Source organism: Ferrovibrio terrae (genome assembly GCF_007197755.1).
Lineage (GTDB): Bacteria > Pseudomonadota > Alphaproteobacteria > Ferrovibrionales > Ferrovibrionaceae > Ferrovibrio > Ferrovibrio terrae.
This window is the reverse complement of record NZ_CP041636.1, coordinates 2304968-2330479: the sequence shown is the minus strand read 5'-3', so window position 1 is coordinate 2330479 and position 25512 is coordinate 2304968. Positions and strand designations below refer to the sequence as shown.

The window sequence follows — 25512 nt, the reverse complement described above, 5'->3', positions numbered from 1 at the left end:
ATAGTGGCAGGGACATCCGGCCCCTATGTTTGCTGGCATGAAACAGACACAGCGACTGCCCACAGACACTGAATTCGCCGCCATCAACGGCAACGACGCCAGCTTCGACGGCCGCTTCTTTTATGGCGTGGCGAGCACGAAGATTTTCTGCCGCCCCTCCTGCGTCAGCCGGGCGCCGAAGCGCGAAAACGTCCGCATCTTTGCCGATATCGAAACAGCGACCGCTGTCGGCTTCCGCCCCTGCAAACGCTGCCAGCCCCAAAATTATATTAAGGGGCAGGCACCGGCCGCGGATGCGCGGCTGGAACGTGCCCGCAAGCTGATCGACCGCAGGCTGGCGGCCGGAGAGTCGACGCCGACGCTGCCGCAGCTGGCCAAAGAAGCCCATATGGGGGCGACACATCTGCAGCGCCGCTTTGCAGCGGCTTATGGGCTGAGTCCCCGCGCCTATGCCGAAGCGCAGCGTGTCGCGCTGCTCAAGACGGAATTGCGCAATGGCAACGGCGTCACCGAGGCGATCTATGGCGCCGGCTTCGGCGCCGCCAGCCGTGTCTATGAAAAAGCCGGACGCTGGCTCGGAATGACGCCAGCCGATTACCGCCGCGGCGGCGAAGGGCTGACGCTGACGGTGGCGATCCGCCGCACCGCGATGGGCGCGACCCTGGTGGCGGAAAGCACACGCGGCGTGGCGGCGCTTTTGTTCGGCAACACCGAAAAAGCGATGCTGGCCGAACTGCGCGACGAATTCCCCGCCGCCCGCATCGACCGCGATGACGCTGCCGGCGTGGCGGCCTTCGCGGCCCTGGAGGCCATGCTGGCCGGCAGGGAACCGCCGAAAGGTCTGCGCCTCGATCTGCGCGGCACGCCGTTCCAGATCCGCGTCTGGACAGCCCTGCAGGCCATTCCCGCCGGCGAGACCCGTAGCTATCAGCAGATCGCCCAGAGCCTGGGCGCACCCAAGGCCTCGCGCGCCGTCGGCTCGGCCTGCGGCAACAACATCATCGGTGTGCTGGTGCCCTGTCATCGGGCGCTGCGCAGCGACGGCGGCCTCGGCGGCTATCGCTGGGGCTTGGAGCGCAAGGAAAAGCTGCTCACCAGCGAAGGTGTGGCGCTCGAACCCGCAGAGTGACGGACGCCATCCTGCGGCAACAATTTTTCGCTTCAATCGGCGCAGATTCGGGACTGCCATGATAGCTTTGCATGGCAGGGGAACTTGCAGCCTCTTGGAATAGTTCTAAATTAACGAAGCGGAACCGCAGAAAACAAGGAGTAGCCCCATGGCTGTCGCTGTCGACATCGGCATCGCCGAAAAGGAACGCAAGAAGATTGCCGACGGTCTGTCGCATCTGCTGGCTGATACCTACACACTCTATCTGAAGACCCATAATTACCACTGGAATGTCGAAGGTCCGATGTTCCAGACCCTGCACACCATGTTCGAGCTGCAATATACCGAACTGGCACTGGCTGTGGACCTGATCGCCGAGCGCATCCGTGCCCTGGGCCATTACGCACCGGGTTCCTATGCGCAATACGCCAAGCTGTCTTCCATCAAGGAAGTCACCGGCGTGCCGGGCGCGCAGGACATGATCAAGGACCTGGTGAAGGGCAACGAAGCGGTGAGCAAGACCGCCCGTGCGCTGTTCCCGGTCGTCGACAAGTCGTCGGACGAGCCGACCGCCGACCTGCTGACCCAGCGCATGCAGATCCATGAGAAGACCGCCTGGATGCTGCGCAGCCTGCTGGAAAAGAAGTAACGCGAAAATTATCTCTGTTCGGCTGTAACGTTTCACCGCGTCTCACCGAACCTTGATTGGAAGACCGCCCGCGACCCACTAGATTCAATCCTGCCGGTCGCGGGCCGGCTTTTCAGGACAGGTACAGCGAGCGGAGTAAACCGATGCTGATCAGGCGACATCGCAGTTGGGAATTGCCGGAAAGCCAGGCAACTCCGGAATCCGTATTCCTCGACCGCCGCAAGCTTCTCGCTGGCATGGGTATGACCGGCCTGCTGGCCAGTGCCGGCCTTCGCCCGGCCTTCGCTGCGGCCGATGCCGCCGCCATTGCCCCGGAGCTTTATCCGGCCAAGCGCAACACCGCTTTCGATCCCGGCCGCGACCTCACCGAAGAGAAGGTCGCCACCAGCTACAATAATTTCTACGAATTCGGCACCAGCAAGAATATCCACCGTTCGGCGCAGGCGCTCACGATCAAGCCCTGGCAGGTGAAGATCGACGGCATGGTGGCCAAGGATATCACCATTGATGCCGAGGAACTGATCCGCAAGATGCCGGTCGATGAGCGGCTCTATCGCTTCCGCTGCGTCGAGGCCTGGAGCATGACGGTGCCGTGGAGCGGCTTCCCGCTCAAGGCGCTGGTCGAGTTTGCCCAGCCGACGTCGGGCGCGAAATACCTGGTGATGAAGACCTTCTCGCGGCCGCAGGAAGCCAGCGGACAGAAGCAGTTCTGGTATCCCTGGCCCTATACCGAGGGCCTGACCATCGAAGAGGCGACCAACGACCTCGCCTATATCGCCACCGGCATCTACGGCAAGCCGCTGCCCAGGCAGAACGGCGCACCGCTGCGCCTGGCAGTGCCGTGGAAATACGGCTTCAAGTCGGTGAAGTCGATCGTGCAGTTCACCTTCACCGACAAGCGCCCCAAGACCTTCTGGGAAGGGCTGGCCGCCGACGAATACGGCTTCTGGGCCAATGTGAATCCCATGGTGGCACATCCGCGCTGGAGCCAGGCGACCGAGGAAGTGATCGGCAGCGGCCGGCGCATTCCCACCCAGCTGTATAACGGCTACGGCGAGCAGGTCGCCGATCTCTACAAGAATGCCGGCGCGGGCGAAAAGCTTTTCATGTGAGCTGGGTCGGGCTATCCCTGCCGGATGGCCTACGATCTGATCATCTTCGACATGGACGGCACGCTGGTCGACAGCGAGCCGCTCGCCAACCGCGTCTTCTTTGAAAAGCTGCAGCCGCATGGCCTGCCGGCCGAGGTGGACGAAGCCTGCCTCGCCCGCGACCTGACCGGCCTGAGCCTGCCGAGCTGCTACGCCCTGCTGCACGAGCGCTACGGCATCGCGCTGCCCGACGATTTCGAGGACGACCTGCAGGCGGAAACCTATCGTCGCCTGCACAGCGACCTGAAGCCGATCCCCGGCGCGCCGGCGATGCTGGATTCCGTGTCCGGCCTGCAGAAATGCGTCGCCTCGTCGTCCGAACTCGACAAGATCGCCGTCAGCCTGCAGCTCTGCGGTCTGAACCATCACTTCGGCAGCCACATCTTCAGCGCGCAGCAGGTGGCGCGCGGCAAACCGAATCCAGATCTCTTCTTTTACGCCGCCGAACAGATGGGAGGCGTGGCGCCCGGGGCCTGCGCCGTGGTCGAAGACAGCCTGCCCGGCGCGACCGCCGGCCTCCGTGCCGGCATGACGGTGTTTGCCTATCGCCCTGACGGCGATGGTGACGCCTTTACCGCGCTGGGCTGCCGCGTATTCAGCCGCATGGCTGAACTGCCGCCGTTGCTGCTGCGGCGCTGAAGGCAAAAAAAAGCCGGCCTGAAAACAGGCCGGCTAAGTCATAACAGGGAGGCTCCGCGCGAGACGCGCGGACTGGTCGATACAGCGGGGGAGCTGCAGCGACCAAAGTTTCTGGCCGAAGCCAAAAACCGGGAGATGCTGCGACGCAACATCTGACAGGGATTGGTGTACCCCCTGTCGACAGGTTTGAGTATCCAGAGAATTGGCAACACAGGCATGCATCGGCTGCATAACTAAGTGTTTGCCTACAAGCCTATGCGATTCAATCCGTTACGGGACGATGTCCGTGGCCGTCTGGGCCGGAAAATGCAGCCGCACGGTGGTGCCGCGACCAGGCTCGGATTCGATCTCCAGCCGGCCGCCATGCAGCTCGATCAGCGCCTTTACCAGGGGCAATCCGAGCCCGGTGCCGCGCATCTGCGACACCAGCGCGGAATCGATGCGGCCGAAGGGCTCCAGCGCCTTCTGCATATCAGCTTCATCCATGCCGACGCCGGTGTCGGTCACCTCGACAACCGCGCTGCCGTCGCTGCCCGGCCGCAGCCGGATCATCGCCTCACCGCCCGACGCCGTGTATTTCACGGCATTCGACAGCAGGTTGACCAGCATCTGCTTGGCCAGGCGCTCGTCGGCAAAGATCGTCGCGCCTTCCGGCGCCGGCGCGATCCTGAGCGTCACCATGCGGTCGGCGGCGAGCGGACGCAGCAGCGTGAAGCAATCCTGCAGCAGCCGGTCCCACGAGACCTGCTCGCTGTCCAGCTTCATCTTGCCGGCCTCTACCTTGGACAGGTCGAGGATGTCGTCGATCACCGCCAGCAGATGGCGGCCGGCGGCGAGGATATCGCTCGCATAGCGATCGTATTGCGGCACGCCCGACGCGCCGAGCAGCTGCAGCGACATGATCTCGGAGAAACCGATGATGGCATTCAGCGGCGTGCGCAGCTCGTGACTCATATGAGCGAGGAACTGGCTCTTGGCGCGATTGGCGAATTCGGCATCCTGATGCGCCTTGATCGCGGTCTTGCGCGCGGCCTCCAGGGTTTCGGTACGCGCCGCCAGGGTCTCGTTGGCCACGCGCAGCTCGCGTTCGCCGCGCTTGAGCGCCGTGATGTCGGTGATCAGCGACGCCGTGCCGCCGGACTCCATGCGGAAGTCGCGAATCTGCAGCCAGCGCCGGTCGCGCGTGTCGTAGAAGATATGCGGCTCGCCATTGGCGAGATTGAAGGTGCGCAGCCGCGTGGCGACCCAGTCGTCGTAATCCGTCTTCACACCGGCCGCGGCCGGGGCCGGGCGGCTGCCCACCGACGCCTGGCAGATGTCGCGATGGTTCAGCCCGGCGATGGCATGCAGCGACACGCCGATGATGCGGGCATAGGCCGGATTGCAGATCACCAGCCGCTGGTCCGGATCGAACAGCGCCACGCCATCCGGCGCCACCGACAACGCGTCGCTCAGGCGCTGCTCGGCCTCGCGCAAGCGGGCTTCCGAGGTTTTCTTCGCGGTGATGTCGTTCACAACGACGAGGGCTGCCTCATCCTCGCCATAGCGCATCGGTACGGCCGCCATGGTGGCCCAGATCGCGCGGCCCTGCGCGGTGCCGATCTGCAGTTCCTCGTCCGGCTGGGCGACGTCGCTGAAGATGCGGTCGCGATGCGCCGGATCCAGCACGAAGCGCGGCGCCGCCCCCGGATCGCCGTCCTCGATGCCGAAGAGTTCGGCGGCCGGGCGGTTGCTGTAGAGGAAGGCGCCATCACTGCGCCGCGCCACCACGATGGGGAATGGTGCGGTGTCCAGGATCTGGCGCAGGCGGCGCTGCGCGGCTTCGGCATCGTTGCTGCTGCGCGTGCGGTCCTGCAGCATCTGCCGCAGACGCTCGACCAGTTCGGTGGTGCGATGGAAATAGCGGTTGAGCCGGCGCGCGAAACTCAGCAGCAGCACGATGACGATGACGCCGGCCCCGGCGAGCAGCCGCTGGTCCTGCGTATCGGCCAGCAGCAGCGAGATCACCGCCGGCAACGCGCTGAGCAGGATCACCGTGGCCGAGACGGCGAACTGCACGGCAACTGTGAGGCTGACCGAACTGATCATGCCGAGCACGCAGAGCAGCGCCAGCAGCGGCGCGCCTTCGTAGGGCAGCCGTACAATAATGGCGGCGGTGGCGCCGAACAGCGCGCCGTTCAGGCCGTAGACCGCCATCAGACGCCAGCGCCAGGCCTGTGCGTGGCTGCGCCGGTCGCGATCCGCCATGAAGCTGCGATGGGTGAGGAATTGCAGGCCCGCGACGGCGACGGTGGCGACCAGATAGCCGATCCGCAGCCCTGCTGAGAGGAAGTCGGCGAGCAGCAGCGCCACCGCCAGGGCGGCCAGCACCTGCAGCGCCATATCGAGCGGCTGGCGCACACGCACCAGCAACTCGTTGCGCCGGGCCATGCCGCCGCCAACCATGTCCGGTTTACGGTCCATGCTCAGTAACGCCAGTCCGCCACCTTGCGCAGCAGGAAGTCGCGAAATACGGCAAGGCGTTTGGTGTTGCGCAGTTCTTCAGGATAGACGAGATACGTGTCGAAGCTGGGGCCGTCGACATTGGGCATCACGCGCACGATGCGCGGATTGCCTTCCACCATGTAGTCGGGCAACGCAGCGATGCCCAGCCCGCTGGCGACCGACTGCATCACGCCATAAACATTGTTGACGGTGAGGATCGGGTCGCGCGGCACGGCCGGATCGCCGACCTTGAGCAGCCAGTTGATGTTGTTGAAATGCGCCGGCGCTTCTTCGCCGTAGACGATGACATGATGCTTGTCGATGTCCTCGATGCTCTGCGGCGTGCCGCGGCGCGTGACGTAATCGACCGAGGCATAGACGTGGTTGTGCACGGTCAGCAGCTTGCGGTGGATCAGGTCGGCCTGGGTCGGCTTCCACATGCGGATCGCCACATCGGCCTCGCGCATGGAGAGATCGAGTTCGCGATCGTCCACCACCATCTCGATGCGGATATCGGGATAGAGGTCCATGAACTCCTTGAGCCGCGGCGCCAGCCAGATCGTGCCGAATGCCACCGTGGTGGTGACCTTCAGCTCGCCCGACGGCTTGTCCTTGGCGTCGGCGATCATGGCTTCCGTCACCGCAAGACGCGCGAAGATGTCGCGCGCGGTGCGATACAGCAGCTCGCCCTGTTCGGTCAGGATCAGGCCGCGCGCATGACGATGGAACAGCGTGGCATTGAGCTGCGATTCCAGCGCGCCGATCTGGCGGCTGACGGCGGACTGGCTCAGGCCCAGCGCCTCACCGGCATGGGTCAGGCTGCCGGCTTCCGCCACCGCGTGAAAAATGCGCAGCTTGTCCCAGTCAAGCGCCGACATATCCCCCCCTTATGAACGCAGTTGCAGCTGCGTTTCAGTCGGCTGCTTCGGCCGACGCGTCGCTGTGCGCGTGATGCGCGATGAATTTCTCGGCTTCAAGTGCTGCCATGCAGCCGGTGCCGGCGGCCGTGACGGCCTGGCGATAGATCTTGTCCTGCACGTCGCCGGCGGCGAACACGCCGGCGACCGTTGTCTGCGTCGTGCCCGGCCTGGTGGTCAGGTAGCCTTCTGAATCGAGCGGCAGCTGGCCCTTGAACAGGTCTGTGTTCGGCGTATGGCCGATGGCGACGAAGAAGCCGTCGGTAGCGACCTCCTGCGTGACGCCGGTCTTGACGTTCTTGAGCCGCACGCCGGTGACGCCCTTGCCCTCTTCGCCGAGGATTTCATCGACCGTGTGATCCCAGATCACCCTGATCTTGGGATTGGCGAACAGGCGCTGCTGCAGGATCTTTTCCGCGCGGAAGCTGTCGCGACGATGCACCAGCACCACCTCGGTGGCGTGGTTGGTGAGATACAGCGCTTCTTCGACGGCGGTATTGCCGCCGCCGACAACCACGACCTTCTTGCCGCGATAGAAGAAGCCGTCGCAGGTGGCGCAGGCCGACACGCCGAAGCCCTGCCAAATCTGTTCGCTGGGCAGGCCGAGCCACTTGGCCTGCGCGCCGGTCGCGATGATCAGCGTGTCGGCGATGTAGGTATCGCCGCCATCGCCCTTGGCGACGAAGGGCCGCTTCGACAGATCGACCGACACGATGTAGTCGTTGATGATGGTGGTGCCGACATGCTTGGCCTGCGCCTCCATCTGCTCCATCAGCCAGGGGCCCTGGATGGTTTCGGCGAAGCCCGGATAATTCTCGACATCAGTGGTGATGGTGAGCTGGCCGCCCGGCTGCAGGCCATGCACCAGGATCGGCTGCAGCGAGGCGCGCGCCGCGTAGATGGCGGCCGTCAGGCCGGCCGGGCCGGAACCGAGAATGAGAACCTTGGTGCGATGGGTGGTGGCCATGGGACGATTGCGACTCCGGCGCAGGCTAAAACGCTGAAAACGAGCGGTTTCGGATTATGACAGCGGGTGGATCAGGTGCAAGGGAAAGGCCGGCTGTGCAGCGAAAGCGCAGCAATGACGCGGCCTGCGCCCAAGGTCAAATGACACACCAGTGAAATCCCGGTGAAACATCCTGTGCGACTCGCGATTCATGCCAGTCGATATAGCGCGGCCCGGAAGATTTCCTCGGGATCTGGCGGTGACGGCGGTCATAACCGCGCCCGGTAGTCTCCATAAGGCCGTCCGGGACGCCATCGCCCCCGGGGAGGTCGAAACCAATTCGGGTCAGTTGGGGCTGATTCAGGTCCGGTTCGTGCTGAGTCGGGTTCGTGAGCGTTCGCAGCGCTTCGCCAGCGTTCGTGGGCGTTCGCCAGCGTTCGCGGCGCTTCGCCAGTGTTCGTGGGCGTTCGCCAGCGTTCGTGGCGGTTCGCCAGCGTTCGTGGCGGTTCGCCAGTGTTCGTGGCGCTTCGTGCCGCCCGGGCCCGGCCAGCCAGGCAGATTCAGTTGTCCAACAACGACTTATCGCCCCGCCGGCACATGGCAGGCAGGATAATAAGAACATATAGGAAACATGCAGCTTAATATCAATCCCGTCCCGCCTGCCGCGCGCCATACGCAATTTTATTTCGCTCTCGAGGCTTGGAATCTTGCTCAATTTTATAATATTATTGCGTCAACCTCCCATCCCGAGAAAATTTACATGCAACGCGTCAAACTCGATCTCATCGACCGCAAGATTCTTGCCGATCTGCAGGCTGATGGCCGCATGACCAATGTCGAGCTCGCCCAGCGGGTCGGCATTTCGGCCCCGCCCTGCCTGCGCCGCGTGCGCGCGCTGGAGGAGGCCGGGTATATCAAGGGCTACCATGCCGACCTGAACCCGCAGCAGCTCGGCTATGGCGTGACGGTGTTTGCGATGGTGGGCCTGAGCAGCCAGGCCGAGCATGACCTGGTGGCCTTCGAGCAGACCGTGGCCGGCTGGGCCCAGGTGCGCGAATGCTACATGCTGGCCGGCGAGAACGACTTCATCCTGAAGATCGTGGCGCGCGACTGGGACGCCTACCAGACGTTTTTGACGCGCGAATTGACGGCGTTGCAGAACGTCGCGCATGTGAAAACCGCGCTGACCATCCGCTGCTCGAAGAGCGAGCCCGGCGTGCCGGTGGATATGCCGGCCGAGGAACACGCGGCGGAGTGAGTGGCGCGCGTGTCACGCCCCGAATCTGACGCGGCACTGCCCGGCGGCTTAATCCCGTGACCTCCCGCATCCCTTACGAGACCTGTCCGCTCTGCGGCTCGCGCAGCTTCAGCAAGATCCTGGAAGCGAACTGCACGCTGCATCCGCTCTACAATCCCATCCTGGAGCCGGTGATGGCCTGGATGGCCTGCGCCGACTGCGGTCATGTCTTCACCGACGGCTATTTCACCGATGCGGCGGCGGAGGTGGTCTTCTCGCGCGTGCTCGACTACCAGGCGGTCGGCTGGGACATGGAGAAGCAGCGCGCCATCTTCTCGCCCATCGTGGAGCGTGTCGCGCGCCATGTGGCCGGCCCTGCCGCGGGCCCTGGGGCGGGAGACGTGTGGCTCGATGTCGGTTTCGGCAATGCCTCTCTGCTGTTCACGGCGATGGAATACGGCTTCACCCCGGTGGGCGCCGATCTGCGGCGCGACAATGTGCAGACGCTGATCAGCGCCGGCATCGAGGGGCATTGCATCGACATCACCAAATTCGACCAGAATGGCCGCTATGCCGTGATCAGCATGGCCGATGTGCTGGAGCATATGCCCTACCCCAGGGCGGGACTCGACGCCGCGCATCGCCTGCTGCGGCCGGACGGCATCCTGTTCCTGTCGATGCCGAATGCGGATTGCCCGCTGTGGCGCGCCCTGACGGCGCAGCAGGCCAATCCCTATTGGGGCGAGCTGGAGCATTTCCACAATTTCGGCCGCGCCCGGCTGTATCAGCTGCTGGAGGCGCAGGGCTTCCGGCCGCTGCATTACACGATCAGCCAGCGCTATCGCGTCGGCATGGAGATCATCGCCCGCCGCGTGGCGTGAGCGGTTCTGCGCTGCCAGATTTTCCAGAAAGAAGTTGGCGTCCCCACGGGGATTCGAACCCCGGTTTGCGCCGTGAGAGGGCGCCGTCCTGGGCCTCTAGACGATGGGGACCCATAATCGCGGCGGACCGGCCGCCCGCGAGGTGGCACCAGATACAGGAGCCGTCCTGAGCGCGCAAGGGCTTTCCCCCGCCGATGCCCGAATAACCCCAGTTTCGCCAGCCGCTTGGCGGCAATCTTCCACTGGCGGAAGCCATTGGCCGGGCGACTCTTTTGCCGGTTATTTTGTCAAACGAGACGCTTGCATCGGGTTTTCGGCTGGGTATAGTGCGCGCCTGCAACCGGCACCCCGCCGGTTGGTCGTTCAGGCTCCGGCCAGAACGTCGCCGGGTCGCCCCGGCCAGTCTTCGGTAGACCGGTTTTGGCCGGATTTACCGGCGCCGAGCGGGCGTAGCTCAGGGGTAGAGCACAACCTTGCCAAGGTTGGGGTCGAGGGTTCGAATCCCTTCGCCCGCTCCATCTTCTCCAATATTTATGTATCTTTTCAATATTGCAGTGTATTCGGCTCTTTGCGAGCGGCCCCATTGATTCCGCTATAACTTAAAGAATCTAATCTTTACGCCACTATCAATTAGCAAATCTTTGGCGGCCCTTTGTTGGTGCCTCCAATGAGATTTGTCTTTGCCAAACCCTTGAGCAAGAACTATTCGACGAATTCCTGCAGTCACAATTGCGCGGGCGCAGTCGCTACAAGGGAAGCGAGTGCAATATAAGGTCGCACCAGAGGGGCTTCGACCGTCCAGCAGCATTTTATAAATTGCCGCTCGCTCCGCGTGCTCAATTACAAACTCTCTGTTTTGAAGCGTGACGCGTTTTCTGCTCTTTTTAAATGCTTCTTTGAGCTTGTAAGGAAGAACATTAGCTGACGCTGCGATTACACTATTATTATCAGCAATTACTGCCCCGACGGCCGATGTAGCGGTAAGTTTTGCTTTCGGATCCTCCGATTTCGAACTCTCCAGTACGGCGCGCCATAAGTAGTGGCGATCAGCCTCCGTTTGATTTAAAAATACCTTAGGTTTCATATTTGTAATAAATTTCTATTTGAGGGTTCCATGATACTCACGAGCCAACAAATTCTAGCCAAAGCTATCGTTACTGTTGGGGATGCGCCCGCTCAAGCATCAGCGCGCGCAACAACATATGACGCAACAGTCGGCGAAATTATAACAGGTGGAAAGACCATTTCATCCCAGAGCTATACACTACGCCCTCGTGGATTAGTCTGGGTGGTGTCTAGGGAAACATTTAAAATCCCCCATGATGTAACTGGTTTGGCGACACTCAAAACCAGTTGGACTCATGATGGAGTATTGGCTCTCACATTAGGCATTGTTGATCCCGGGTGGGATGGCCCCTTAGCTACAGCCATAGTCAATTTTAGCAGAGAAGAGTTCGAAATTGAGAAAGGCAAACCATTTTTCCGTCTGTTATTCATGAATCACGAGGCCACAACTCCTAAACCTGAAAGAAAATCAGTTGAACAATACACGAAGCAAGTTGAGAAGCTGACGAAATCATTTTCGAACACCTTCCTCACTATCGACTCTTTAGCGCCTGAGTTATCGGAAAAGATTTTCGGCTTTATCAGTCCGAAATTGACAATGCGGATTGGCTTAATTGCTTTGGTAATTGCGATTCTCAGCGTAACCGTACCGGTTGCGTGGCTTTCCGTTCCTCCAATTTATAATTCGCTACAAAAAGATAATGCTAAGGTCGATTCCTTGCTGGAAAACCATAAATTGCATACTTCAGAAATTAATACTTTGAAGGAGCGGACTTTAAAGATCGGGACTCAAGACGAGAAGCTGCATGAAATTGAAGCTCAGTACCGCGCTCTCGCAAGAAAGATTGATGAACTAACCTCTAAGACCAAACCCTCTCCCGGAGCACGCTAAAATTGTTCCTCTCGAAAAGGCTAGTCAGAGTGGAGATGTGCTGAAGGGGTAGAGCACAACCTTGCCAAGGTTGGGGTCGAGGGTTCGAATCCCTTCGCCCGCCCCATTTCTTCTCTGCCCATCTCCAGACCGACCATCATCACAGCGCTCACAGCAGCGTCGCAGCCTTGCGTTTGCGCCCCTTGCTTGGCCGAAGCTGCGGGCTATGTCCTGCACATGCAAACCCGTCATCGCGCCCCGCCTTTCACTGCGCCCCGCAGCCTGCTCGCGCTGGCGCTGTCTTTCGCGGCCTGTTTCGGCATCTCGGCGCTGGGCGGCGCCATTACGGCTGAGCCCGTGAAGACCTGGTATCCGCTGCTGGCCAAACCGGCGCTGACGCCGCCCGATCTCGCCTTCCCCATCGTCTGGACCGCGCTCTATGCGCTGATGGCGATTGCCGCCTGGCGGGTCTGGCGCCAAGCAAGTCGAACGGGGGCTGGCCTGAACCAGGCGCGCGCCGCGCTGCTGCTGTTCGCGCTGCAACTGGTGCTGAATCTCGGCTGGTCGTGGCTGTTCTTCGGCCAGCAGATGATCGGCTGGGCGCTGGCCGAGATCGGCCTGCTGTGGCTGGCGATCGTCGCCTGCATCGTCACCTTCGCGCGGCATGACCGCATCGCGGCGCTGCTGCTGACCCCTTATCTGCTCTGGGTCAGCTTCGCGGCATATCTGACCTTTGCGATCTGGCAGCTGAATTAGCCGCGCCATCGCAACTGTGTGATCGCCGCTGGCCCGTTGCTGCGCTAGACTTCCCGCCACAAAAGCAGGAGGAAACAATGCGCAGCATGCTGATGCGGGCCGTGACGGTAGCCGCAGTTCTGACGGGGTCTGAAGCCATGGCACAGACCGCTCCCCTGAACGAGCTCGCACCGAAAGGCAGCGTCCGCGTCGCCATCGCGATCTCGCCGGCGCCCTCCGCGCTTTATGCTGTCAAAGATTCAAACGGGCAGTACCGGGGCGTGACGGTCGATCTGGGCCATGCGCTGGCCGCCAAACTCGGCAAGCCGGTGCAGTTCGTGGCCTATGCCTCCACTGGCGAAATCACGGCGGCCGGCGACAACGATGCCTGGGACGTCACCTTCATGCCGCATGACGCGGCCCGCGCGAAACTCGTCGATTTCGGCACGCCCTATCATCTGCTGCAGAGCACGCTGCTGGTGTCGGACAAGGTGAGCGCAAAGACGCTGGCCGAGGTCGACCGGCCCGATATCCGCATCGCCGGCGTGGAAGGCACCGCCACGGCGCGCGCGGCGGCGGCGCATTTCAAACAGGCGAAGATCACCCATGTGCGCGGCGTGGACGATGCGGTGGCGCTGGTGAAGGCCGGTAATGCCGAGGCCATCGGGCTGTCGCGGGAGTCGCTGCTCGGCCTGCGCGACAAGCTGCCGGGCTCGCGCGTGCTGGATGGCGGTTTCCTGAACTCCACCACCTCGGTGGCGGTGCCGCGCGGCAAGGCGGCGGCGCTCGCCTGGGTCAGCGCCTTTGTCGAGGAACAGAAGGCCAATGGCAGCATCCGCAGGTCGCTGGATGCCATGGGGCTGACCGCGTCGCAGGTCGCGCCGCCCGGCATGAAGCCGTAGCCTCATGCCGGGCAAAACAATCCTCTGGCCGGCATGAGCCGTAGCCTCATGCCGGGCAAAGCAATCCTCTGGCCGGCATGAAGCCGTAAGGAACACCTGCGGCATTGACTGGACCCCGCCACCTTCTTAAGTCTGGTGGCATGATCCAGGAAATGAGCCAGCGCAGCCGCGACATCCTGCGGCTAGTGGTCGAGACCTATATGACGACCGGCGAGCCGGTCGGGTCGCGCTTCATCTCCAAGAAGCTGGAACACCGGCTGTCGCCGGCGAGCATCCGCAACACCATGGCCGATCTGGAAGAGGCCGGACTGCTCTATGCGCCGCACACCTCGGCCGGCCGACTGCCGACCGAAAGCGGGTTGCGGCTGTTCGTCGATGGTCTGCTGCAGGTCGGCGACCTGACGCAGGACGAGCGCAGCTCGATCGAAGGCCGCTGCGCCGCCTCGGGCCGCGGCTTCCAGGACGTGCTGAAGGAAGCCACCGGCGTGCTGTCGGGCCTGTCGGGCCATGCCGGGCTGGTCGTCGCGCCGAAGGTGGATGCGCCGCTGCGCCATGTCGAATTCGTGCCGCTGTCGCCGGGCAAGGCGCTGGTGGTGATGGTGTCGGAATCCGGCCAGGTGGAAAACCGCATGCTCGACATGCCGGCCGGCCTGACCGACAGCGCGCTGGCCGAGGCCGGCGAGTTCCTGTCGCAGCGCCTCAAGGGCCGCACCATGGCGGTGGCGCGTACCGAGATCCTGCACGAGCTGCAGCAGCGCAAGGCCGAGCTCGATCAGCTTGCCGCGCGCGTGGTGGAAGCCGGCCTGGCCGTCTGGGGCGGCGCCGAAGCCAATCGCGGGACTCTTATTGTGCGTGGCAGCACCAACCTGCTGGACGACGTGGCGGCGATGGCCGACCTGGAACGCATCCGCAATCTGATGGAAGAGCTGGAGAATTCAGAGGAGATGCTGCGCCTGCTCGACCTGACCCAGGGCGGCGAGGGCGTGCGCATTTTCATCGGTTCGGAGAATACGCTGTTCCGCCGCGCCGGCTGTTCGTTGATCGTGGCGCCGCTGCAGAACCAGCATCAGGCCATCGTCGGCGCCATCGGCGTGATCGGGCCGACGCGCATGAATTATGCCCGCGTCGTACCGATGGTGGATTTCACCGCCCAAGTGGTTGGCAGGCTTATTGGCTAATTTCCGGGGAACTTAACCCTTCCCCCTTTCATTTCCGTGCTGCCGTCCGTATATGCAGGCCCGTAACAGACAGGGCGCGCAGAGAGACCCCGATGAGCCAGAACGACCGTATCGAACCGACCCTCAATACCGCACCCCTCAATCCGGGCACCGGGCAGCAATCCGGGCAGCAGTCCGGCCACCAGCCGTCGCATCCGGCCGCGCCCGCGCCGGACGCACCGCAGCTGACGCCGAAGCCCGACGCCGTGCCCGAGCAGCCGGCCGCCAACGATCCGCTCGCGAAAGCCCAGGCCGAGATCGCCGAACTGAAAGACCGCCTGCTGCGCACCGCCGCCGAGAGCGAGAACCTGCGCAAGCGCATGGAGCGCGAGAAGGAAGACGCGCTGAAATACGGCGCCGCCAAATTCTCGAAAGACGTGCTGACCGTGGCCGACAATCTGCGCCGCGCGATTGAGACCCTGCCGAAATCCGAGGCCGACGCCAGCGAGCCGGTGCGCAACCTGGTGATCGGCATCGAGGCGACCGAGCGCGAGCTGCTGTCGGTGTTCGAACGCCATGGCATCACGCGGATCGATCCGAAGGGCCAGCGTTTCGATCCCAACCAGCATCAGGCGATGTTCGAGGTGCAGGATCCGACCCAGCCCGCCGGCATGGTGGTGCAGGTGATCGCGGCCGGCTACATGCAGCATGGCCGCCTGCTGCGCGCCGCCATGGTCGGCGTGTCGAAGGGCGGTCCGGCGCCGGAAATCCAGCCCGGCCAGTCGATCAACACCAAGGCTTGATTCAGCCGGCGCGAGTTCGCCGCTAAATCTGCGCGAATTGTCGCTGGCGTCACTCGCCTCGACAATTCGCCGCAAACATCCGGCTTTGTCAAAAAACCGCAATCTGGTTCGCCGATAGTCGCCCCGCAGGCAGAGGCTGGGGATCGACCGTTGGACATGATGACTTCCGAGGCGCTCGAGACCATCGGCACCGTTGCCGTAGCCCTGCCGCCGGTCCACAGCAGCATGCGTTGCGAGGACGTCGATCTCCGCTTCCAGTCCGACCCCGATCTGGCAGCCCTGGCGGTGGTGCAGGATGCCCGCCCCGTCGGCCTGATCAACCGCTACGACCTGATCACCCAGCTTTCGCGCGACTATGGCCGCGCGCTGTATGCCAAGAAGCCGGTCTCGGCGCTGATGGACCGCGCGCCGCTCATTGTGGATGCCAGCATCAGCGTCGACCGACTGGAAAGCCTGATCGCCGACGAACACCAGAGTGCATTGCTGCGCGGCTTCATCGTCACCCGCAACAGCCGCTATTACGGCGTCGGCACCGCTTTGTCGCTGCTGCAGCTCGGCATGGCGCGCAGCGAACGGCGCAACCGCGCGCTGGACCGCGCCCGCCAGCAGGCCGAGGAAGCCTCACTCAGCAAGACGCGATTCCTCGCCAATATGAGCCACGAATTGCGCACACCGCTGAATGCCATCATCGGTTTCGCCGAGGTGATCCAGAAGCAGCTGCTGGGGCCGATGGGCAATGCGCGCTACGCCGAATATGTCGATGACATCCTGTCCAGCGGCCAGCATCTGCTCAGCCTGATCAACAACATCCTCGACATGTCGAAGATCGAGAGCGGCAGCTGGCGCATCCAGCCGGAAATGACCGATCCGGTCGAGATCATGGAAGCCAGCCTGCGCACCTTCCGCGAACGCGCCGAAGGCCGTGGCGTGTTCATGACGATGACGGTGGATGCGCGGCTGTTCGAAGGCTTCGTCGATCGCCAGGCGCTGCGCCAGATTCTGCTCAACCTGATCTCGAATGCGGTGAAATTCACCCCGGCCGGCGGCCGCATCGAGGTGGGCGCCGCGCCGTTGCAGGACGGCGCCTTCGGCATCTGGGTGACGGATACCGGCATCGGCATCGCGCCGGAACATATCCCCGTCGTGCTGGCGCCGTTCGGCCAGGTGGAGAACGACCTGACGCGGCAATACGAGGGCACGGGACTTGGCCTGCCGCTGGTGAAGTCGCTGGTCGAGATGCATGGCGGCCGCTTCGCGATCCAGTCCACGCCCGGCGAAGGCACAACGATCCGCGCGGAATTCCCGCCGCCGCCCATTCTCGGCGCAATGGGGCTGGCCGCGCTGGCGGAAGCTACGTCACCCGCCGCAGCGTCAGATTGATCCGGCCACCGCCGGGCACCAGACGGCTGGTGCCGGGCAGCACGCGGTCGATGCCGTGAAACGCCAGCCGCGCTGCGCCGCCCAGCACCAGCACATCGCCGGATGACAGTTTGAACGACCGCGTACTCTCTTTGCGAGACGTGCCGCCAAGCCGGAACATCGCCTCGTCGCCCAGCGAGATCGACACGACCGGCGCCGCGAAATCCGCCTCGTCGCGATCCTGGTGCAGGCCCATTTTCGCTGCTCCGCGATAGAGATTGATCAGGCAGGCTTCCGGCGCGGGGGCGTCAGATGTGACCGCGCGCCAGACATCGCGCGCGATGCCGGGGATCGCCGGCCAGGGCCGGCCGGTCTTTGGGTGCTGCGCGACATAGCGGTAGCCGCCGTCTTTATCCGTATACCAGCCGAGCGCGCCGGCATTGCTCATCGCCACGCTCATCTTCTGGCCGCTTTTTGGCATGGTCGCGTGATAGGGCGGCGCGTCTTCCAGCACCGCCTGCACCTGCGCCATCAGTTCACGCTGTTGCGCGGCATCGAGGAAACCCGGCAGCAGCCGAAAGCCCGGCAAGGGTGCGAAAGCTGTATCGGAATCGGCGCGGGGCATGGCCTTGAGTCTGGCGCATGCCCCGCGATTGTCCAGCCCGGGTCTTGCGGTCTTTAAGCGAGATCGCCCGACTGGATGCGCTTCACGCCGGCCGTCTTCATCGAAGACCAGGCCTTGGCCAGCGAGCCCTGCGCGTCGATGCCACGGCAGGCATCTTCCACCACATAGGTCTCGAAGCCCTGCTTGCGCGCATCCATCGCCGTCCAGGCCACGCAGAAATCGGTCGCCAGCCCGACGACGAAGACGCGCTTCATGCCGCGCTGCTTCAGATAACCGCCGAGGCCGGTCGAGGTCTTGCCATCGGCCTCGGTGAAGGCCGAGTAGCTGTCGACATCCTTGTGGAAGCCCTTGCGGACCACCAGCTGCGCATGCGGGATGCTGAGATCCTTCACCAGCGATGCGCCTTCGGTGCCCTGCACGCAGTGGTCAGGCCACAGCACCTGGTTGCCATAAGGCAGCTTCACGGCCTCGAACGGCTTCTTGCCGCTATGCTGCGACGCGAACGACACATGATCGGCGGTATGCCAGTCCTGCGTCAGCACCACATTCTCGAAACCTTTGGCGATCCTGTTGATCAGCGGCACGATCACATCGCCCTCCTTCACCGCCAGGCTGCCGCCCGGCACGAAGCAGTTCTGCACATCGACCACGATCAGCACGCTCTTGCTGCCATGCGCGACCTTGCCGGCTGCAAAGACTGCGCCCGGCAGACCGGCGGCCACGGCCGCACCACCCAGGCCGAACATCACCTGACGACGATTCATGAAAGCCCCCGCTCGCGATTGATCCTGCGGGTCAGCAAAGCCCCATTATCCCGGCGGGTCCAATGCTTTTTTTCTGCCCGGGAAACAGGCAGCGGATCAGGCGCTTCTGCGGGCAACCTGCCAGGAATTCCAGCTGTAGACGATCAGCGCGCCCCAGATAAAGGCAAACGCCACGGCATGCGCACCGGTGAAGGTTTCATTCCACAGCAGCACGGCGAGCAGGAACTGCAGCGTGGGCGAGAGATACTGCAGCAGGCTCATGGTGGCGACGCGGAGCCGACGCCAGCCGGCGGCGAACAGCACCAGCGGCGCGGTCGTCACCGGCCCGGCCAGCAGCAGCAGGAAATGCGTCCAGCCATCGGCCGCGCCGAAGGCGCCCTGCCCGGTCCAGACCAGCCAGCCCAGATAGGCCAGCGCGAACGGCAGCAGCACCATGGTTTCGACGGTCAGGCCGATCAGGCTGTCGACCGGGAAGCTTTTGCGGATCAGGGCATAGAAACCCCAGCTGACCGCGATGATCAGCGACAGCCAGATCGCGGAATCGGCATTGCCGATCAGCACTGCCACGCCTGCCGCCGCAAGGCCGAATGCCCCCCATTGCACAGCCGTCATCCGCTCCTTCAGCACCAGCCGGCCAAGCAGCACGGTGAACAGCGGGTTGATGTAATAGCCCAGGCTGCAGGCGATCACCTGGCCACGGTCGATGGCCCAGACGAAGACCAGCCAGTTGGACAGCAGAAAGACCGCGGTGGCGGCCAGTGCCTTGCGCAGGCGCGGGTTGCGCAGCACGGCCAGCCATTCTTTCCGCTTGCCCATGGCCAGCAGGATCGCGAGGCAGAGCAGGCAAGACCACAGCACCCGATGGGCATTCAGCTCCAGCAGGGGGACGCCGACGGCGCCGACGGCTTTGAAATACAGGGGTGAAATTCCCCAAAGAAAATAACCCCCTAGCCCGAATCCGATGCCTGCCCAAGGCAGGGCCGGCTTCGCCGGGGTGGCAGACTGGCCCGGAATCGCAGATTCGGTCATCGTTTCCTCACAGCCGGGGCGGCCGGACCGGGGCAGAGTTCCCGGATTGCCATGGCTTTTATGGACATTTTTTATCTCTCACCCGTTGCGGGACGGGGGGAGCCCACTTACATACCCGGCGAACAGTTGAACCGAAAGGGGTTCGCCGCCGCGCTTGGATCAAGGCCGCTGCGGACTGCCGGACAAAGGAGTGAGACTATGGCCAAAGTCATTGGCATCGATCTGGGTACCACGAATTCCTGTATCGCCATCATGGATGGCAAGAATCCGAAGGTTGTCGAGAACGCCGAAGGCGCGCGCACCACGCCGTCGATGGTCGCCTTCACCAAGGATGGCGAGCGCCTGATCGGCCAGCCGGCCAAGCGCCAGGCCGTCACCAACCCGGAAAACACGCTCTTCGCCGTGAAGCGCCTGATCGGTCGCGCCTTCACCGATGACGCGACCCGCCGCTTCACCGAGATGGTGCCGTACAAGGTCGTCAAGGGCGACAACGGCGACGCCTGGGTTGGCGTGCAGGAAGAGAAATACAGCCCGAGTCAGGTCTCGGCCTTCATCCTGCAGAAGATGAAGGAAACCGCCGAGAGCTTCCTCGGCGAGAAGGTGACGCAGGCCGTCATCACCGTTCCCGCCTACTTCAACGACGCGCAGCGCCAGGCGACCAAGGACGCCGGCCGCATTGCCGGTCTTGAAGTGCTGCGCATCATCAACGAGCCGACCGCGGCGGCGCTGGCCTATGGCCTCGACAAGCAGAGCGACGGCAAGAAGATCGCGGTTTACGATCTGGGCGGCGGCACCTTCGACGTGTCGATCCTTGAGATCGGCGACGGCGTGTTCGAAGTGCGCTCCACCAATGGCGACACCTTCCTCGGCGGCGAAGACTTCGACCTCCGCCTGGTCGATTACTTCGCCACAGAATTCAAGAAGGAACAGGGCATCGACCTGCGCAGCGACCGTCTGGCGCTGCAGCGCCTGAAGGAAGCTGCCGAAAAGGCCAAGATCGAGCTGTCGTCGGCGACGCAGACCGAAGTGAACCTGCCCTTCATCACCGCCGATGCCTCGGGTCCGAAGCATCTGGTGATGAAGCTGACCCGCTCCAAGCTGGAAGCGCTGGTCGACGACCTGATCCAGCGCACCGTCGAGCCCTGCAAGAAGGCGCTCAAGGACGCTGATCTTTCGGCTGGCGACATCGACGAAGTCGTGCTCGTCGGCGGCATGAGCCGCATGCCGAAGGTGATCGAGGCCGTCAAGCAGCTGTTCGGCCGCGAGCCGCACAAGGGCGTCAACCCGGATGAAGTGGTTGCCATCGGCGCCGCCATCCAGGCCGGCGTGCTGCAGGGCGACGTCAAGGACGTGCTGCTGCTCGACGTGACTCCGCTCAGCTTGGGCATCGAGACGCTGGGTGGCGTGTTCACCAAGCTGATCGAGCGCAACACCACGATCCCGACCAAGAAGAGCCAGGTCTTCTCCACCGCCGAAGATAATCAGGGCGCGGTGACGATCCGGGTCTTCCAGGGCGAACGCGAGATGGCGGCCGACAACAAGCTGCTGGGCCAGTTCGACCTGGTCGGCATCCCGTCGGCGCCACGCGGCGTGCCGCAGATCGAGGTGACCTTCGACATCGACGCCAACGGCATCGTGCATGTCTCGGCCAAGGACAAGGGCACCGGCAAGGAACAGCAGATCCGTATCCAGGCGTCTGGTGGTCTGTCGGAAGACGACATCAAGAAGATGGTGAAGGACGCCGAGGAGCATGCCGCGGAAGACAAGAAGCGGCGCGATGCGGTCGAGGCCAAGAACCAGGCAGAAGCCCTGATCCACGCCACCGAAAAGACCATCACCGACCTGGGCGACAAGGCCCCGGCCACGGAGAAGGGTGAAGCCGAAGCCGCGATTGCCGAGCTGCGCAAGGCCATCGAGGCCAATGACGCCGAGGCGATCAAGGCCAAGGCGCAGAGCCTGAGCCAGGTCGCCATGAAGCTGGGCGAAGCGCTGTACAAGTCGCAGGGCGCTGCTGAAGGCGCCGGTGCAGACGCTGCTGGCGGCGATGCATCGTCGGCCGGCGGCGGCGAAAGCGCCAAGAAGGATGACGGCGTCGTCGATGCCGAATTCGAAGAAGTGAAAGACGACAAGAAAAAGAAGTAAGCCTGCGGGCAAACCGGGCGCCGTCGCAAACCGACGGCGCCCGGTTCCGCTTTAGGGATTGAGCAGCGGGCGGGATTTTCGCGGCATGGCGAACAAGCGCGATTACTATGAAGTTCTTGGCGTGGCCAAGACGGCGAATGCGGAAGAGCTGAAGAAGGCTTTCCGCAAGCTGGCCATGCAATTCCATCCGGACCGCAATCCGGACAATGCCGAGGCCGAGCACAAGTTCAAGGAAGTCAGCGAAGCCTACGACGTGCTGCGCGACGATCAAAAACGTGCCGCCTACGACCAGTATGGCCATGCGGCGTTCGAGGGCGGCATGGGCGGTCGCGGCGGCGGCCAGGGCTTCGACTTCACATCGTTTTCCGACATTTTCGACGACCTGTTCGGCGAATTCATGGGCGGCCAGCGTGGCGGCCAGCGCGGCGGCGGCAATCGCGGCTCGGACCTGCGCTACAATCTCGAAATCACGCTGGAAGACTGCTTCAAGGGCAAGGCGGCCAAGATCCGCGTGCCGACATCGATCGCCTGCGAATCCTGCGACGGTTCGGGTGCCGAAGCCGGTGCGCAGCCGATCGCCTGCCCGACCTGCAAGGGCGCCGGCAAGGTGCGCGCGCAGCAGGGCTTCTTCACCATCGAACGCGCCTGCCCCACCTGCGGCGGCGCCGGCCGTGTGATCGAAAAGCCCTGCAAGGTCTGCGGCGGCGCCGGTCGCACCCACAAGGAAAAGACGCTGAGCGTGGATATCCCGCCCGGCGTGGATGAAGGCAACCGCATCCGGCTGGCCGGCGAAGGCGAAGCCGGTTTGCGCGGCGGCACATCTGGCGATCTGTATGTTTTCCTGACTGTGAAGCCGCACCGGCTGTTCCGCCGCGAGGGCCAGCATCTGCATTGCCGCGTGCCAGTCTCGATGACCACGGCCGCGCTCGGCGGCAGCGTGGAAGTGCCGACGCTGGATGGCGGCCAGGCCCGCATCACGCTGCCCGAGGGCACGCAGACCGGCAAGCAGTTCCGCCTGCGCGGCAAGGGCATGCCCTCGCTGCAGCAGTCCGGCTTCGGTGCCGGCAACGGTGATCTCTATATCCAGGTGATGGTGGAAACGCCGGTGAAGCTCTCCAAGAAGCAGCGCGAGCTGCTGGAGGAATTCGCCAAGCTGGATGGCGAGGAAAGCAGCCCGGAAAGCACCGGCTTCTTCGACAAGGTGAAGGAAATGCTCGGCGGCAAGGCCGAGTAGCCCACCCTCCACAGCCTTCACGCCCTGCCTGCCCCTCTGCTAGACTGCGCGACCATCTCGTCGCCACGTCTTCTTGGGGATCATCATGTCCGCAGTCCGCATCGGTATCGTCGGCGTCGCCGGCCGCATGGGCCAGGCCATCACGCGCGAAATCGCCGCCAGCAAGGGCGCAGCTGTGCTGGCCGGCGGCATCGAGCAGCCGGGCAATCCCGCTTTGGGCAAGGATCCGGGCGAACTCGCCGGCATCGGCCCGACCGGCGTGGCGATCACCGAGGATGCCGCCGCCCTGTTCGGCACTGTCGACGTGGTGATCGACTTCTCGCCGCCGGCCGCCGTCAGCCGCCATGCGACACTCGCCGCCCAGGGCAAGACCGCCTATGTGGTCGGCACCACCGGGCTTGAGCCGACGCAGTTCGAGGCGCTGGAAAAGGCGGCGCATCACTGCGCCGTGGTGCAGAGCTACAATATGAGCCTCGGCGTCAACATCCTGGCCGGCCTGACCCGCCAGGTAGCGGCGTCCTTGGGCGAGGACTGGGATATCGAGATCGTGGAGATGCATCACCGCATGAAGGTGGATGCGCCGAGCGGCACCGCGATCCTGTTCGGCGAGATGGCAGCGCTGGGTCGGGGCCAGCCGCTCGACAAGATTTCCGATCGCGGCCGCGACGGCATCACCGGTGAGCGCAAGCGCGGCGATATCGGTTTCGCGGCTTTGCGCGGTGGCAATGTCGCCGGCGAACACACCGTCATCTTTGCCGCCGATAACGAGCGGATCGAACTGACGCACAAGGCGACCGACCGCAGCATCTTCGCGCGCGGCGCGGTGCGCGCGGCGATCTGGACCAAGGGCAAGCTGCCCGGCCTCTATCGCATGGCCGATGTGCTCGGCCTCAATAACTAAATCAGGCTTCAGTCAGAGGCCGCAATCCCGCGCCTTGCGGCTGACGCCAGCGCCACAGTGCCTCGCGCAGGCCATCGGCCAGATGGCGGCGCTCATCAGGGCTCAGGAAAGTGCCGAGCGGCAGCGCGCGGCCATGACTCCAGATGCGTAAGTTGGCGCTCTCATCTTCGGCATCGCATTCGATCCGCAGCCAGTAGGGCTGCAGCCGCCAGACCGTTTCCTGGCCCTGGATATCGACGCGGCGGATTTCCAGTGTGCTGTCGTCGAGCCGGATGAATTCGCGCGCGCGCTGCTGGCGGTAGCTGTATTTGAAGGCGAGCCAGACCAGCAGCACATCCAGTGCACAGAAGGCGAAGACCGGCCAGGCGCCCAGCAGCCAGAAGGCCAGCCCGGCGCCGAGATTGCCCAGGGCCACCACGCCGATCAGGATGGCAAAGCCGCGCGGCCCCAGCGAGCGGTAGGGTTTCAGCTCGATGTCGAAAATGGGCGCCCGGCTATGGTTTGGCGATTGGTCCATGCCGCTTAGGCTAATCCCGAGGCAGCCATTGGCCAAGTAAAACTCCCCTATATCGAGTGACCTGCCGCCAATGCCAGATTATACTGGGTTATCCGCAGTTTAGTTGGCACACCGATGACCAGTCTGGCCCCGCAAATCACGCTCGCCGATATCCGCGCCGCAGCATCCCGCATCAAGGGCGCCGTGGCCGAGACGCCCTGCCTGCATTCGCGCACGCTGTCGGGACTGACCGGCGCGGAGGTCTGGCTGAAATTCGAGAACCACCAGTTCACGGCCAGCTTCAAGGAGCGCGGCGCGCTCAACAAGCTGCTGCAGCTGACAGACACCGAGCGCAAGCGCGGCGTCATCGCCATGTCGGCCGGCAATCATGCACAGGGCGTCGCCTATCACGCGGGTCGCCTCGGTATACCGGCCACCATCGTGATGCCGACGATTACGCCCTTTGTGAAGGTGCGGCATGTGAAGGCCTTCGGCGCCAATGTGGTGATGGAAGGCGACACGCTGGTGGAATCCGCCACGCATGCCCGCGCGCTGGCGGAAGCGCAGAATCTCGTCTTCGTGCATCCCTATGACGATCCCGCCATCATGGCCGGCCAGGGCACCGCGGTGATCGAGATGCTGGGCCAGGCGCCCGAGCTGCAGGACCTGATCGTGCCGGTCGGCGGCGGCGGGCTGATCGCCGGTATTGCTGTCGCGGCCAAGGCGCTCAAGCCCGAGCTGCGCATCTTCGGCGTGGAATCCGAGCTTTACACCGCGATGTATCAGGAGATGCACGGTTTACCTGTACAAGTGGGCGGCATCTCGATTGCGGAAGGCATTTCCGTGCGCGATATCGGCCGCGCGCCGATGGATGTGGCGCGGCGTTATGTCGATGACGTGCTGATCGCGCGCGAGGCCGATATCGAACGCGCCATCGTGGCGCTGGTGGAAATCGAGAAGACCGTCACCGAGGGCGCGGGTGCTGCGGGACTTGCCGCGCTGCTGGCGGATTCATCCCGCTTCAAGGGGCGCCACGTAGGCATCGTGCTGTCAGGCGGCAATATCGATACCCGCCTGCTCGCCAGCGTGCTGATGCGCGGCCTGGTGCGCGACGGCCGTCTCGCCCGCGTCATCGTCATGACCGACGACGCGCCGGGGCGGTTGGCCAAGGCGGCCGGCGTGATCGGTGCGGCCGGCGTCAATATCGTGGAAGTGGCGCACCAGCGCCTGTTCACCCTGGCCTCGGCCAAGTCGACCGAGATCGAATTCGTGGTCGAGGCGCGCGACCGCGCCCACCTGAAGGACCTTCTCGTGGCGCTGGCTGCCGCCGGCCTGCCGGCCAAGGTGGAAGAACCGGACTAACTGCCGCTACGGCAGGTTTGCGACCCCGCCCGAAACATGGCTATCCTTCCGTCAA

The 25512-nt window shown here is 63.7% G+C and carries 24 protein-coding genes and 2 tRNA genes; 17 read left to right on the top strand and 9 right to left on the bottom strand.

The genetic code is table 11. The annotated features are described in order from the left end of the window. Nucleotides 1–37 precede the first annotated feature (37 nt). From ada to FNB15_RS11320, 4 genes are all read left to right on the top strand, one after another. Nucleotides 38–1129: a bifunctional DNA-binding transcriptional regulator/O6-methylguanine-DNA methyltransferase Ada gene (gene ada / locus FNB15_RS11335; RefSeq protein ID WP_221932637.1), complete on the top strand. Its 1092-nt coding sequence runs from the start codon at nt 38–40 to the stop codon at nt 1127–1129. 148 nt (nt 1130–1277) lie between these two features. Then, entirely contained in the window at nt 1278–1757 is a 480-nt protein-coding gene (locus tag FNB15_RS11330; RefSeq protein WP_144068802.1) for a Dps family protein, read from the top strand. A gap of 143 nt (nt 1758–1900) precedes the next feature. Next, complete coding sequence (msrP, locus tag FNB15_RS11325) at nt 1901–2869, top strand: protein-methionine-sulfoxide reductase catalytic subunit MsrP (protein ID WP_144068801.1); 969 nt, start codon at nt 1901–1903, stop codon at nt 2867–2869. 24 nt (nt 2870–2893) lie between these two features. Next, nucleotides 2894–3547 carry an HAD family hydrolase gene (locus tag FNB15_RS11320; RefSeq protein WP_144068800.1) on the top strand — a complete coding sequence of 218 codons (654 nt, stop codon included), beginning with the start codon at nt 2894–2896 and terminating at the stop codon, nt 3545–3547. Between the two features lie 270 nt (nt 3548–3817). Here FNB15_RS11320 and FNB15_RS11315 read toward each other — a convergent pair whose 3' ends face one another. From FNB15_RS11315 to trxB, 3 genes are read right to left on the bottom strand one after another with little or no spacing between them, the layout of a single operon-like run. Further along, nucleotides 3818–6010, bottom strand: a complete 2193-nt coding sequence (locus tag FNB15_RS11315; protein WP_144068799.1) for a PAS domain-containing sensor histidine kinase — start codon at nt 6008–6010, stop codon at nt 3818–3820. 2 nt (nt 6011–6012) lie between these two features. Beyond that, nucleotides 6013–6909: a LysR family transcriptional regulator gene (locus FNB15_RS11310; protein ID WP_144068798.1), complete on the bottom strand. Its 897-nt coding sequence runs from the start codon at nt 6907–6909 to the stop codon at nt 6013–6015. Between the two features lie 34 nt (nt 6910–6943). Beyond that, on the bottom strand, nt 6944–7915 hold the full coding sequence (gene trxB, locus FNB15_RS11305) for a thioredoxin-disulfide reductase (RefSeq protein WP_144068797.1): 972 nt from the start codon (nt 7913–7915) through the stop codon (nt 6944–6946). Between the two features lie 739 nt (nt 7916–8654). Here trxB and FNB15_RS11300 point away from each other — a divergent pair. Both FNB15_RS11300 and FNB15_RS11295 read left to right on the top strand, forming a co-directional pair. After that, a complete protein-coding gene (locus FNB15_RS11300) occupies nt 8655–9152 on the top strand; it encodes an Lrp/AsnC family transcriptional regulator (protein ID WP_144068796.1) in 498 nt (165 codons plus the stop codon). 56 nt (nt 9153–9208) lie between these two features. Beyond that, nucleotides 9209–10012, top strand: a complete 804-nt coding sequence (locus FNB15_RS11295) for a class I SAM-dependent methyltransferase (protein ID WP_144068795.1) — start codon at nt 9209–9211, stop codon at nt 10010–10012. Nucleotides 10013–10047: 35 nt separating this feature from the next. On the opposite strand, the gene FNB15_RS11290 is transcribed toward FNB15_RS11295, so the two are convergent. Continuing rightward, nucleotides 10048–10123, bottom strand: a tRNA-Glu gene (locus FNB15_RS11290). A 332-nt stretch (nt 10124–10455) separates the two neighbouring features. On the opposite strand from FNB15_RS11290, the gene FNB15_RS11285 reads away from it, so the two are divergent. Next, nucleotides 10456–10530: transfer RNA gene (locus FNB15_RS11285), tRNA-Gly, on the top strand. Nucleotides 10531–10604: 74 nt separating this feature from the next. Here FNB15_RS11285 and FNB15_RS11280 read toward each other — a convergent pair. Beyond that, complete coding sequence (locus FNB15_RS11280; protein WP_144068794.1) at nt 10605–11096, bottom strand: deoxycytidylate deaminase; 492 nt, start codon at nt 11094–11096, stop codon at nt 10605–10607. A 30-nt stretch (nt 11097–11126) separates the two neighbouring features. Here FNB15_RS11280 and FNB15_RS11275 point away from each other — a divergent pair, with 30 nt between their 5' ends. The 6 genes from FNB15_RS11275 to FNB15_RS11250 all read left to right on the top strand — a co-directional run bounded on the left by FNB15_RS11275 (nt 11127) and on the right by FNB15_RS11250 (nt 16925). After that, nucleotides 11127–11969 (top strand): dCTP deaminase domain-containing protein, encoded by an 843-nt coding sequence (locus tag FNB15_RS11275; RefSeq protein WP_144068793.1) that lies wholly within the window; start codon nt 11127–11129, stop codon nt 11967–11969. A 216-nt stretch (nt 11970–12185) separates the two neighbouring features. Further along, nucleotides 12186–12704 (top strand): TspO/MBR family protein, encoded by a 519-nt coding sequence (locus FNB15_RS11270; protein ID WP_144068792.1) that lies wholly within the window; start codon nt 12186–12188, stop codon nt 12702–12704. Nucleotides 12705–12781: 77 nt separating this feature from the next. Next, nucleotides 12782–13585 (top strand): transporter substrate-binding domain-containing protein, encoded by an 804-nt coding sequence (locus FNB15_RS11265; RefSeq protein ID WP_144068791.1) that lies wholly within the window; start codon nt 12782–12784, stop codon nt 13583–13585. Nucleotides 13586–13725: 140 nt separating this feature from the next. Further along, entirely contained in the window at nt 13726–14763 is a 1038-nt protein-coding gene (gene hrcA / locus FNB15_RS11260) for a heat-inducible transcriptional repressor HrcA (protein WP_144068790.1), read from the top strand. Between the two features lie 92 nt (nt 14764–14855). Then, a complete protein-coding gene (gene grpE, locus FNB15_RS11255) occupies nt 14856–15545 on the top strand; it encodes a nucleotide exchange factor GrpE (protein WP_144068789.1) in 690 nt (229 codons plus the stop codon). Nucleotides 15546–15701: 156 nt separating this feature from the next. Continuing rightward, nucleotides 15702–16925 (top strand): sensor histidine kinase, encoded by a 1224-nt coding sequence (locus FNB15_RS11250; protein ID WP_144068788.1) that lies wholly within the window; start codon nt 15702–15704, stop codon nt 16923–16925. Here FNB15_RS11250 and FNB15_RS11245 read toward each other — a convergent pair. The 3 genes from FNB15_RS11245 to rarD form a co-directional block, all read right to left on the bottom strand. Further along, entirely contained in the window at nt 16897–17529 is a 633-nt protein-coding gene (locus FNB15_RS11245) for an alpha-ketoglutarate-dependent dioxygenase AlkB family protein (protein WP_144068787.1), read from the bottom strand. The genes FNB15_RS11250 and FNB15_RS11245 overlap by 29 nt on opposite strands. Nucleotides 17530–17582: 53 nt before the next feature. After that, entirely contained in the window at nt 17583–18293 is a 711-nt protein-coding gene (pncA, locus tag FNB15_RS11240) for a bifunctional nicotinamidase/pyrazinamidase (RefSeq protein WP_144068786.1), read from the bottom strand. Between the two features lie 96 nt (nt 18294–18389). Then, nucleotides 18390–19322, bottom strand: coding sequence for an EamA family transporter RarD (gene rarD, locus FNB15_RS11235; protein ID WP_144068785.1), 933 nt, complete (start codon nt 19320–19322; stop codon nt 18390–18392). Between the two features lie 198 nt (nt 19323–19520). Between rarD and dnaK the strand changes: the two genes are divergently transcribed. The 3 genes from dnaK (at nt 19521) to dapB (ending at nt 23599) form a co-directional block, all read left to right on the top strand. Further along, on the top strand, nt 19521–21464 hold the full coding sequence (gene dnaK / locus FNB15_RS11230) for a molecular chaperone DnaK (RefSeq protein ID WP_144068784.1): 1944 nt from the start codon (nt 19521–19523) through the stop codon (nt 21462–21464). An 85-nt stretch (nt 21465–21549) separates the two neighbouring features. Beyond that, a complete protein-coding gene (gene dnaJ, locus FNB15_RS11225; RefSeq protein ID WP_144068783.1) occupies nt 21550–22698 on the top strand; it encodes a molecular chaperone DnaJ in 1149 nt (382 codons plus the stop codon). A gap of 85 nt (nt 22699–22783) precedes the next feature. Beyond that, nucleotides 22784–23599, top strand: a complete 816-nt coding sequence (gene dapB / locus FNB15_RS11220; RefSeq protein WP_144068782.1) for a 4-hydroxy-tetrahydrodipicolinate reductase — start codon at nt 22784–22786, stop codon at nt 23597–23599. Nucleotide 23600: 1 nt separating this feature from the next. Here dapB and FNB15_RS11215 read toward each other — a convergent pair whose 3' ends face one another. After that, nucleotides 23601–24116, bottom strand: a complete 516-nt coding sequence (locus FNB15_RS11215) for a DUF2244 domain-containing protein (RefSeq protein WP_144068781.1) — start codon at nt 24114–24116, stop codon at nt 23601–23603. Between the two features lie 114 nt (nt 24117–24230). On the opposite strand from FNB15_RS11215, the gene FNB15_RS11210 reads away from it, so the two are divergent. Beyond that, complete coding sequence (locus FNB15_RS11210; RefSeq protein ID WP_144068780.1) at nt 24231–25457, top strand: threonine ammonia-lyase; 1227 nt, start codon at nt 24231–24233, stop codon at nt 25455–25457. Nucleotides 25458–25512 lie beyond the last annotated feature (55 nt).